Origin of the sequence: Pantoea sp. MBLJ3, assembly GCF_000816655.1 — a bacterium.
GTDB lineage: Bacteria > Pseudomonadota > Gammaproteobacteria > Enterobacterales > Enterobacteriaceae > Pantoea > Pantoea eucalypti.
In genome coordinates, this window is the sequence record NZ_JSUT01000006.1 from 18661 (window position 1) to 28420 (window position 9760).

A 9760-nucleotide genomic window follows, 5' to 3' on the forward strand; every position below is an offset into this window, starting at 1 on the left:
CATGAGTAAATATCAGCACACCAAAGGGCAAATTCGCGACAACGCGATTCAGGCCCTCTTACACGACCCGTTATTTCGGCAGCGCATCGAGCAGAAGCAAAAGGGTAAAGGCAGTTTTAAACGGAAAGAGAAACATGGAAAGGGGACGGGATGGGAGGGCAGTGATAAGAAAGCGTCTTATCACTGCCCTTCTGCTTTTACGGTTAAAAAAACCGCCTGTGCGGCGGCTTATCAACTATACCCGCGTGTTTTGCTGTTTAAGCAGATCGCGGATTTCAGTCAGCAGTAATTCTTCGCTCGTTGGTTTCGCAACGGGCTTTTCAACTTCCTTTTTCTTATACAGACGGTTCATTAACTTGATCGCCATGAAGATTGCGAAAGCGATGATGACGAAATCGAAGATGGTCTGAAGGAAGATACCGTATTGCATTACAACGGCTGGCGCATCACCAACTGCGGGCTTAAGTACCCACTGGAATGATTTAAAGTCGACACCACCGATCAGCAAGCCCAATGGTGGCATAATGATGTTGGCGACCAGCGATGAAACGATTTTCCCGAAGGCCGCACCGATGATAACACCGACGGCGAGATCCATCACATTACCGCGCATCGCGAAATCGCGAAACTCTTTGATTAAACTCATACTTATCTCCTTGCCTAAGCCAATGCCATAAAGTTTAACAAACCTTACTGTTTTTGCCATCAACTCAGCGATTTAAGCGGCACTTTCACGCGTCTCGTACTTTTTATGCCTGTAAATGCGGCATTTACAGGAAAAATGGACTCGGCTGAAAGAGACGTTCAACGTCTGAGACAAATTTCTTGTCGGTGAGGAACATGATGACATGATCTCCTTGTTCAATACGCAGATTATCATTGGCAATCATCACATCGTCACCGCGAACCACTGCGCCGATAATGGTCCCTGGCGGTAATTTGATATCATCAATTGAACGGCCGACCACGCGTGAAGTGGATTCGTCACCATGCGCTATTGCTTCGATTGCCTCTGCAATACCGCGTCGCAGTGACGATACACCCACGATATCTGCTTTGCGCACATGGCCCAGCAGAGCAGAGATAGTGGCCTGCTGAGGTGAAATAGCAATATCGATGACGCTGCCCTGCACCAGATCGACATACGCACGACGCTGTATAAGCACCATAACTTTCTTCGCCCCCATCTTTTTTGCCAGCATGGCTGACATGATGTTGGCTTCATCATCATTGGTGACGGCAATAAACAGATCAACCTGCTCAACGTGCTCTTCCGCCAGCAACTCCTGATCGGACGCATCGCCATAAAAAACTACCGTGTCATGCAGATGTTCTGCAAGTTCGGCTGCGCGCTGAGCATTACGTTCAATCAGCTTAACGCTGTAATGTTTCTCAAGACGCTGTGCCAGACCGAAACCAATGTTACCGCCACCCACCAGCATAATCCGCTTGTAGGGTTTCTCCAGCCGTTGCATCTCGCTCATTACGGCACGAATGTTCTGGCTGGCGGCGATGAAAAAGACTTCATCACCCGCTTCTACAATGGTTGAGCCCTGCGGACGAATGGGCCGGTCCTGACGAAAGATAGCGGCTACGCGGGTATCGATGTGTGGCATATGCTCACGCATGATGGAGAGCGGATTGCCCACCAGTGGTCCACCATAATAGGCTTTCACCACCGCAAGGCTGACTTTGCCCTCAGCAAAGTTAACCACCTGCAACGCGCCAGGATACTGGATTAAACGGTAGATATTTTCGATGACCAACTGTTCCGGTGAGATCAGGTGATCAATGGGCACCGCTTCAGGAATAAATAACTTGTCCGCATCACGCAGATAGTCGGCCGCGCGAATCCGGGCTATACGGTTCGGCGTATTGAAAAGCGAATAAGCAATCTGACAGGCAATCATGTTGGTTTCGTCGGAGTTGGTAACGGCTACCAGCATGTCGGCATCTTCCGCGCCTGCTTCCCGCAAAATGCGCGGATGAGAACCATGACCCTGCACGACGCGCAGATCGAATTTATCCTGCAGATGACGCAGGCGTGAAGAGTCGGTATCCACCACCGTGATATCGTTGTTTTCACCGACCAGATTTTCTGCCAGGGTACCGCCAACCTGACCTGCGCCCAGAATGATTATTTTCATCGCTTATCAATACTCATCTCAGTTTGTACCCGATTTCTTTATCAGCTTAGCGTAGAAGAAACCATCTCCGCCTTCGGCTTGCGGGAATACCTGTAGGCCATTCGCGAGTGCATCCCTGAGGGGAACGGCTTGTGCATCGTGCTGGCGCTGCAGGAAAGCATCTATCTGCTGATGATTCTCTTCAGGCAGGATGGAACAGGTAGCATAAATCAGCGTACCGCCTGGTTTCAGGTGCGGCCAGACAGCATCAAGAATTTCAGACTGAAGCTTTGCCAGCTCGGCGATATCACGATCGCGACGCAGCCACTTGATGTCTGGATGACGTCGGATCACGCCGGTAGCAGAGCAGGGGGCATCCAGCAGAATTCGGTCAAACTGCCGATCACCGCACCACTGCTGCGGCGTCCGTCCATCACCCTGTTTAACATCTGCTTTCATGCCCAGTCGCTGCAGATTTTCCTCAACGCGTTTAAGGCGCTGTGCATCTACGTCGACGGCCATGACTTCTGCTTCCGGCGCGATTTCGAGAATATGGGTCGTTTTACCGCCGGGTGCAGCACATAGATCCAGAATCTGTTCGCCGTTTTGGGGTTCAAGCAGCAAAGCACAGCGCTGAGCGGACAAATCCTGCACGGTCACCCAACCCTGCCCGAAGCCTGGTAACTGACTGACCGGAGCAGGGGCATCGAGCCGCAGTGCATCCGGCACATCGTCAGCAGGCTGTGCATTCCTGCCACTTTCAGTCAGCAGGGCCAGCCATGCATCACGTTCGTGGTGCTGTTGGTTAACCCGCAACCACATCGGCGGACGCTGGTTATTGGCTTCGACGATCTGCTGCCACTGTTCTGGCCAGGCATGCTGCAATCGCTTTAGCAGCCATCCCGGATGCAGATACCGCTGCGGGCCATCCTGAATGCTGGCGAGCAGCTCTTCGCGCTGGCGCTGAAACTGGCGTAATACACCATTTAATAAGCCTTTCAGGCTGGTGCGCTTCAGGACTTCGGCCCCTGCGACAGTTTCTGCCAGTGCGGCGTGAGCAGGCACGCGTGTATATTCCAGCTGGTAAAGCCCGACCATGATCAGATAGTGCAGAACCCGCTGTTTACCGGTAAGGGGACGCGCCATCAGTTTACCGATTAGCGCTTCAAGCTGCGGTAATGTACGCAACACGCCAAAACAGATCTCCTGCACTAACGCGCTATCTTTGTCAGAGAGTTTTTTCTGAGCGGCAGGCAGTGCCGTGTTCAGGGATTCGCCCTTGTCGACAACGCGCTCAATAAGTTGGGCGGAGAGGCTACGCAGGTTGATTGATTTAGTCATAGGGTTTTGTCATCAAACAAAAGGCCCGGTGAGTGACCGGGCCTGAGAGTCAGTCCAGAAGGGTTCCAAGTTCAAACCATTCCCGGCGCGAGTTGAGAAGATCCTGAGCCGACATCGGTTTTTTACCGGCGGGCTGCAACTGCAGTAGATTCAGTACACCCTGAGCGGTCGCCACCTGGATGCCACGTTTATCCGCATGAATAATTTCACCCGGCGAACGATCGCTGTGAGGCAGAACGCTTGCCTGCCAGACTTTCACCGGTTGATCATCAATGGTGAAAAAGCTCATCGGCCACGGGTTAAACGCGCGAATACAACGTTCAAGCTGTTCTGCTGAGAGTGTCCAGTCAAGACGAGCTTCCTCTTTACTGAGCTTCTCAGCATAGTTGGCCAGCGCTTCATCCTGTTTTTCAGGTGTAGCCTGCTGAGTGCTCAGTAAGGTCAGCGTATCCAGCAGTCCCTGTGGTCCAAGTTCAGCCAGCTTATCGTATAGCGTTGCACTGGTATCCTGGGCAGTAATCGGACAGGCAAGCTTGTGCAGCATATCGCCGGTGTCCAGCCCCACATCCATCTGCATGATGGTCACGCCGGTTTCGCTGTCGCCAGCCCAGAGCGCACGTTGAATCGGTGCGGCTCCACGCCAGCGTGGCAGCAGTGAACCATGAACGTTGATGCAGCCCAGACGTGGCATATCAAGCACGGCCTTTGGCAGAATTAATCCGTAGGCCACAACAACCATCACATCAGCCTTAAGGTCAGCAACCAGCTGCTGATTCTCTTCCGGTCGCAGTGACTTAGGCTGATACACAGGAATGTCATGTGCCATCGCCAGCGTTTTGACCGGGCCTGGGGTTAATTTGTTACCGCGACCCGCCGGGCGGTCGGGTTGGGTGAATACACCGATAACCTGATGTTCAGAAGCAAGCAGCGCGTCAAGATGACGCGCTGCAAAGTCAGGTGTGCCGGCAAAGATGATTTTTAGCGGGGCAGACACGTGTATCCCTTCTTAAGTTCTCAGGAAGCCTGGGCGTTCTGACGCGCCAGTTTCTCTAACTTAGTTTTGATTCGTTGCCGCTTCAGAGGCGACAGATAATCGATAAACAGTTTGCCTTCCAGATGATCGATCTCATGCTGGATACAGATGGCCAGTAACTCGCTGGCTTCCAGCTCGAAACTGTTACCGTCACGATCAAGTGCACGGACTTTAACCCGCTCGGCACGTGGAACAAATGCGCGCTGTTCCGGAATTGAGAGGCAACCCTCTTCAATACCGGTTTCGCCGCTTTTTTCCAGCAGCTCAGGGTTGATCAGAACTAAACGCTCTTCACGACTTTCAGAGACATCAATCACGATAATGCGCTGATGAATATCGACCTGCGTAGCGGCAAGACCGATACCTTCTTCGGCATACATCGTCTCGAACATATCATCAACGATACGCTGAATGTCTGCGTTAACTTCTTTAACGGGCGCAGCGACTTTGCGAAGACGCTCGTCAGGGAAATGTAATACCTGCAAAACTGACATAAATATCCAGATCTGTATTCGGTTAAGAAAAGATTACTACCTCATATTGTAGACTTTTCGAGGCCTGATTGACAGCATTGTGCAGCAGGAAGCAAGGGCGATCAGGGAGTCTGAGATGGACAAAATAGCGCAGTATGTGCGGCTGGCAGCCGTCACTGGAATGACAGGGAAACGCTGGATTGACGTCGCACAGCAGACAGGTGGCCAGGTAGCAGATAAGGAGCAGCTTATCCGATTAGGGTTAGATGCCAGTCAGCGCCAGCAATATTATGATTTCAGTGCAAAAAAACTTCCAGAATTGTATGACTGGCTGGCACAGAGTCCGGCTCATCATCTGATTACTGCGCTGGACGCGGCCTATCCAGCCCGTCTCAAAGAAACGAGCCGCTTTCCGCCACTGCTCTATATTCATGGCGATCCTGCTGTGATAAGTACTCCTCAGTTAGCGGTGGTGGGGAGTCGAAACTGTTCACATAATGGCCGTTACTGGTGCGACTGGTTTACTCAGCACTTAAGCCTCAGCGGTCTGACCATTACCAGCGGACTGGCCCGGGGTATTGATGGTGTTGCACATAAGGCAGCACTCAACGTGAAGGGCAAAACGGTGGCTGTGCTGGGCAGTGGGTTACAAAATCTCTATCCTAAAAATCATGCCGACCTTGCCGCAGAGATTGTTGAGCAGGGTGGTGCTGTGATTTCTGAATTTCCGCTGGCGACCCTGCCGCATCCGGCGAATTTTCCACGCCGTAATCGTATCATCAGCGGTCTGAGTCATGGGGTGCTGGTGGTAGAAGCCTCGCTGAAGAGTGGTTCGCTGGTGACGGCCCGCTATGCGCTGGAGCAGAATCGCAATGTCTATGCCTTACCTGGCGCGATCGGCAATCCATTAAGTGAAGGCGTTAACTGGCTGATTCAGCAGGGTGCGCTGCTGGTGGCCCACCCCAATAACATCGTGGAAGATCTGGCTGGTGCGCTGAACTGGCTGCCAGCGACACAGGCCGACGAAATTTATTCTGAGGTGAGTGACGATGCTCCATTGCCATTTGCTGATGTGTTGGCTAACGTAGGTGATGATGTTACACCTGTTGACGTTGTCGCTGAACGTGCCGGCCAATCTGTGCCAGTTATCTCAGCTCAGTTGCTGGAACTGGAGTTAGCAGGATGGATCGCAGCTGTACCCGGCGGCTATGTCCGATTGAGGAGGGCATGCCATGTTCGACGTACTGATGTATTTGTTTGAGACATATATCCACAACGAAGCAGAAATGGGTGTTGATCAGGACAGATTGACAGACGACCTGACGGATGCCGGGTTCCATCGTGAAGATGTTTACAGTGCGCTGAACTGGCTGGAAAGACTGGCTGATTATCAGGAAGGGCTGGTTGAGCCAGTTTTACTGACAAGTGATCCGCTCTCCATGCGTATCTATACCGACGAAGAGAGCAAGCGTTTAGATGCTGATAGCCGTGGTTTTCTGCTGTTCCTGGAGCAGATTCAGGTGCTGAACCTGGAAACCCGTGAAATGGTCATCGAACGTATCATGGCGCTGGATACCTCTGAGTTTGACCTGGAGGATCTCAAATGGGTGGTGCTGATGGTGTTGTTCAACATCCCGGGATGTGAAAATGCCTATCAGCAGATGGAAGAACTGCTATTCGACGTCAATGAAGGTATGCTGCATTAAATTTCCTTTCATGCATTGATCGCTATGAGTAAAGCTGCACTCTTCACCGTGCGTAAACAGGATCCCTGCCCCGCTTGCGGGGCAGAACTGGTTATTCGCTCCGGTAAACATGGTCCTTTTCTGGGCTGCGCGAACTACCCGGCTTGCGACTACATTCGACCTTTAAAAGGTCAGGCCGATGGCCACGTGGTCAAAGTGCTGGAAGGCCACGCTTGTCCAGAATGTGGTGCGGATAAAGTGCTGCGGCAGGGACGTTTTGGCATGTTTATCGGCTGCAGCTGCTATCCGGAATGCGGATACACCGAAACCATCGATAAACCGGATGAAACCTCGCTGGCCTGTCCTCAGTGCCATGAAGGCCGGTTAGTTCAGCGGCGTTCCCGTTACGGCAAAACGTTTCACTCCTGCGATCGCTATCCCGCCTGCCACTTTGTTGTGAATCTGACACCCGTTGCCGGAATCTGTCCTTATTGTGAGTATCCACTGTTAGTTGAAAAAAAGACGGCGCAGGGCATTAAACGATTCTGTGCCAGTAAGAGTTGTGGCAAAGCCACCGCTGAAGAGAATTCATAGATCATGGAAAATCAACACCTCGCCGATTCATTTGAAAATTGCTTAGCGCATCTGAATCGTCAGGCGGTCATCGCCTATCCAACTGAAGCTGTATTTGGTCTGGGCTGTGACCCTGACAGTGAATCTGCCGTCATGGCCTTGCTGGCGCTGAAACAGCGTCCGGTAGAAAAGGGACTTATCCTGATTGCCGCTGATTACACCCAGCTTGAACCTTATATCTCCGCACGCGAACTTTCGGTGATGCAGCGTGAGCGGATGTTTGCATGCTGGCCCGGTCCTGTGACCTTTGTCGTCCCCGTTCCACCACAAACCCCTCGCTGGCTGACCGGACAGTTTGATTCGCTGGCCATTCGCGTCAGTGACCATCCCGATGTGCAGGCGCTTTGCCGCGCATTTGGTAAACCGCTGGTTTCAACCAGCGCAAATCTGTCGGGTCTGCCTCCCTGCCGCACGGCGGAAGAAGTGAAGCAACAGTTTGGTGAGCACTTCCCGGTTCTGTCGGGAAAAACCGGTGGCCGCCTTAATCCCTCTGAAATCCGCGATGTGATTAGCGGCGAACTTATACGTCAGGGTTAATTCATGGATCAATTCGCCGTTTTCGGTAATCCCATCAGCCACAGTAAATCTCCGCTGATCCATCAGGCTTTCGCTGAGCAGACGGGTATTGAACATCGCTATGGTCGCATCTGCGCCCCGATTGATGGTTTTCCCCAGGCGCTCTCTGCCTTTTTTGAACAGGGAGGTCGTGGTGCCAATGTGACGTTGCCTTTTAAACAGCAGGCATGGGAGTTTGCCGATCAGCTGAGTGAACGTGCAGCCCTGTCCGGCGCGGTAAACACGGTGAAAAAACTCAGTGATGGTCAGATCCTGGGGGACAACACGGATGGCATTGGCCTGTTAAGTGACCTTGAGCGGCTTAAGATGATCAACGCTGGCGACAATGTATTGCTGGTGGGCGCGGGCGGGGCTGCTCGCGGCGTCATTCTGCCATTGCTTTCAGCGGGCGTGACACTGACCGTCGTCAATCGTACAGCTGCACGCGCTGAAGAGCTGGCGACGCTGTTTGGAGAGAATGGGCCTATCCGGGCATGTCGTTTTGAACAGCTGACGGGTCAGCACTTCGATCTGATCGTTAATGCCACTTCAAGCGGTGTGAATGGAGAAACGCCTCCTTTACCTTCTGACGTGATCCATTCCGGCGTGCAGTGCTATGACATGTTTTACCAAAGCGGGCTGACGCCTTTCCTGCGCTGGTGTCAGGGGCATGGCACGAATCATCTGGCAGATGGTTTGGGTATGCTGGTGGGGCAGGCTGCTCATGCCTTCTATATATGGCACGGAGTAATGCCAGACATTGCTCCGGTCATTGCTCAGCTTAAGCAGGCCATGCAGTCGTGAATCAGGCGATACAGTTCCCTGATGATGAAGCCTATGATGCTGAACTCAAGGCGGTCTGTTTCCCGGTACTGGTCAACGGCATGCGGCTGAACTGTGCAATCAGCTGTGAGTCGTTGATATCACGTTTTGGTGAAGGAGAGGCGATGGCGCTGTTTCAGCACCATCGCTGGGATCTGGAGGATGAGGCGGAAGAGGCTATCCGTCAGGATAACGTTGATGCTCAGGGCTGGGTCTGGTTAGCGTCAGCCAGGTAATCATCTTTCCAGCCCACATAGTTGTTAGCGGAATAGCGTAACCCTTCTTTTTCGCTGTCATTAAGCGGCCTGATTTGCTTCACCGGACTCCCCAGATAGAGATAGCCACTCTCCAGTCTTTTACCTGGCGGCACCAGACTGCCGGCACCAATCATCACCTCATCTTCTACTATTACGCCATCAAGCAAAATCGATCCCATTCCGACCAGCACGCGATCGCCAATGGTACAGCCGTGCAGCATCGCTTTATGGCCGACCGTGACCTCCTCGCCAATAATAAGAGGGAAGCCTTGCGGATTGGCGGCAGATTTATGCGTAACGTGCAGAACACTGCCATCCTGCACATTGGTTCGGGCACCGATCCGGACCTGATTCACGTCACCCCTGATCGCAACAAGCGGCCAGATGCTGACGTCATCCTCCATAATCACATCACCGACGACAACACTGCTTGAATCGACCATAACGCGCTGGCCAGTTTGCGGGAAAAGATCTTTATAGGGGCGTAGGGCGGAAGTCATCATGTTCTCCTTTGTTCTGTTTTCACTGCAGCCTGATGCGATTTTACACAGCTGACAAGCCAATTCTGACCCGGATCGCTGGTGATCTCATCAATCTGGATCATTTATAACCGTTCAGATAAAAGATCCAAAAAAAGGGTTGTGCTCTGAAACGGGATCCCTATAATGCGCCTCCATCGACACGGAACACCGGCAACGGGAAGCGGGTTGAGAGGCACAGGAGACTGCGCCGCCGGAGAAAAACTTCTGAAATAGAGGTTGACTCTGCAGGAGGAAAGCGTAATATACGCCACCTCGCGACAGGACGCTAACGCACTGTTCGCACTGCTCTTTAA

The 9760-nt window shown here is 52.4% G+C and carries 13 protein-coding genes; 7 read left to right on the forward strand and 6 right to left on the reverse strand.

The window, feature by feature from the left end; all coding sequences use genetic code 11:
• Position 1 precedes the first annotated feature (1 nt).
• A complete protein-coding gene (locus NP77_RS13490; RefSeq protein ID WP_008927129.1) occupies positions 2 to 289 on the forward strand; it encodes an alternative ribosome-rescue factor A in 288 nt (95 codons plus the stop codon).
• Here NP77_RS13490 and mscL read toward each other — a convergent pair.
• From mscL to def, 5 genes are all read right to left on the reverse strand, one after another.
• The gene (mscL, locus tag NP77_RS13495) at positions 236 to 646 is read right to left on the reverse strand and encodes a large-conductance mechanosensitive channel protein MscL (RefSeq protein WP_039660534.1); all 411 of its coding nucleotides are present in this window, start codon (positions 644 to 646) and stop codon (positions 236 to 238) included. The two genes, NP77_RS13490 and mscL, sit on opposite strands and share 54 nt — an antisense overlap.
• 124 nt (positions 647 to 770) lie before the next feature.
• Positions 771 to 2147: a Trk system potassium transporter TrkA gene (trkA, locus tag NP77_RS13500; RefSeq protein WP_008927128.1), complete on the reverse strand. Its 1377-nt coding sequence runs from the start codon at positions 2145 to 2147 to the stop codon at positions 771 to 773.
• Between the two features lie 18 nt (positions 2148 to 2165).
• Complete coding sequence (rsmB, locus tag NP77_RS13505) at positions 2166 to 3467, reverse strand: 16S rRNA (cytosine(967)-C(5))-methyltransferase RsmB (protein WP_003852352.1); 1302 nt, start codon at positions 3465 to 3467, stop codon at positions 2166 to 2168.
• Between the two features lie 49 nt (positions 3468 to 3516).
• The gene (gene fmt, locus NP77_RS13510) at positions 3517 to 4461 is read right to left on the reverse strand and encodes a methionyl-tRNA formyltransferase (RefSeq protein ID WP_039660536.1); all 945 of its coding nucleotides are present in this window, start codon (positions 4459 to 4461) and stop codon (positions 3517 to 3519) included.
• Positions 4462 to 4481: 20 nt separating this feature from the next.
• Entirely contained in the window at positions 4482 to 4994 is a 513-nt protein-coding gene (gene def / locus NP77_RS13515; protein ID WP_003852348.1) for a peptide deformylase, read from the reverse strand.
• Between the two features lie 115 nt (positions 4995 to 5109).
• On the opposite strand from def, the gene dprA reads away from it, so the two are divergent.
• Genes dprA through NP77_RS13545 form a run of 6 tightly spaced genes read left to right on the forward strand, consistent with a single transcriptional unit; the run spans position 5110 to position 8904 of the window.
• Positions 5110 to 6234, forward strand: coding sequence for a DNA-protecting protein DprA (dprA, locus tag NP77_RS13520; protein WP_008927125.1), 1125 nt, complete (start codon positions 5110 to 5112; stop codon positions 6232 to 6234).
• Positions 6206 to 6679: a DUF494 family protein Smg gene (gene smg, locus NP77_RS13525; RefSeq protein ID WP_003852344.1), complete on the forward strand. Its 474-nt coding sequence runs from the start codon at positions 6206 to 6208 to the stop codon at positions 6677 to 6679. Before dprA ends, smg begins: the two co-directional genes overlap by 29 nt.
• 24 nt (positions 6680 to 6703) lie before the next feature.
• The gene (locus NP77_RS13530) at positions 6704 to 7252 is read left to right on the forward strand and encodes a topoisomerase DNA-binding C4 zinc finger domain-containing protein (RefSeq protein WP_039660537.1); all 549 of its coding nucleotides are present in this window, start codon (positions 6704 to 6706) and stop codon (positions 7250 to 7252) included.
• 3 nt (positions 7253 to 7255) lie between these two features.
• Positions 7256 to 7828, forward strand: a complete 573-nt coding sequence (gene tsaC / locus NP77_RS13535; RefSeq protein WP_003852339.1) for an L-threonylcarbamoyladenylate synthase type 1 TsaC — start codon at positions 7256 to 7258, stop codon at positions 7826 to 7828.
• A gap of 3 nt (positions 7829 to 7831) precedes the next feature.
• Positions 7832 to 8650: a shikimate dehydrogenase gene (gene aroE / locus NP77_RS13540; RefSeq protein ID WP_003852337.1), complete on the forward strand. Its 819-nt coding sequence runs from the start codon at positions 7832 to 7834 to the stop codon at positions 8648 to 8650.
• Positions 8647 to 8904, forward strand: a complete 258-nt coding sequence (locus NP77_RS13545; protein WP_003852334.1) for a DUF1488 domain-containing protein — start codon at positions 8647 to 8649, stop codon at positions 8902 to 8904. Before aroE ends, NP77_RS13545 begins: the two co-directional genes overlap by 4 nt.
• Here NP77_RS13545 and NP77_RS13550 read toward each other — a convergent pair.
• A complete protein-coding gene (locus NP77_RS13550; RefSeq protein ID WP_003852332.1) occupies positions 8871 to 9425 on the reverse strand; it encodes a gamma carbonic anhydrase family protein in 555 nt (184 codons plus the stop codon). The two genes, NP77_RS13545 and NP77_RS13550, sit on opposite strands and share 34 nt — an antisense overlap.
• Between the last annotated feature and the right edge of the window lie 335 nt (positions 9426 to 9760).

Bases quoted from the DNA above. Each gene is read 5' to 3' on its own strand.
- smg (WP_003852344.1), top strand. From the start codon at position 6,206: ATGTTCGACGTACTGATGTATTTGTTTGAGACATATATCCACAACGAA.
- rsmB (WP_003852352.1), bottom strand. From the start codon at position 3,467: ATGACTAAATCAATCAACCTGCGTAGCCTCTCCGCCCAACTTATTGAG.
- aroE (WP_003852337.1), top strand. From the start codon at position 7,832: ATGGATCAATTCGCCGTTTTCGGTAATCCCATCAGCCACAGTAAATCT.
- def (WP_003852348.1), bottom strand. From the start codon at position 4,994: ATGTCAGTTTTGCAGGTATTACATTTCCCTGACGAGCGTCTTCGCAAA.
- mscL (WP_039660534.1), bottom strand. From the start codon at position 646: ATGAGTTTAATCAAAGAGTTTCGCGATTTCGCGATGCGCGGTAATGTG.
- NP77_RS13550 (WP_003852332.1), bottom strand. From the start codon at position 9,425: ATGACTTCCGCCCTACGCCCCTATAAAGATCTTTTCCCGCAAACTGGC.
- tsaC (WP_003852339.1), top strand. From the start codon at position 7,256: ATGGAAAATCAACACCTCGCCGATTCATTTGAAAATTGCTTAGCGCAT.
- trkA (WP_008927128.1), bottom strand. From the start codon at position 2,147: ATGAAAATAATCATTCTGGGCGCAGGTCAGGTTGGCGGTACCCTGGCA.
- dprA (WP_008927125.1), top strand. From the start codon at position 5,110: ATGGACAAAATAGCGCAGTATGTGCGGCTGGCAGCCGTCACTGGAATG.
- NP77_RS13530 (WP_039660537.1), top strand. From the start codon at position 6,704: ATGAGTAAAGCTGCACTCTTCACCGTGCGTAAACAGGATCCCTGCCCC.
- NP77_RS13490 (WP_008927129.1), top strand. From the start codon at position 2: ATGAGTAAATATCAGCACACCAAAGGGCAAATTCGCGACAACGCGATT.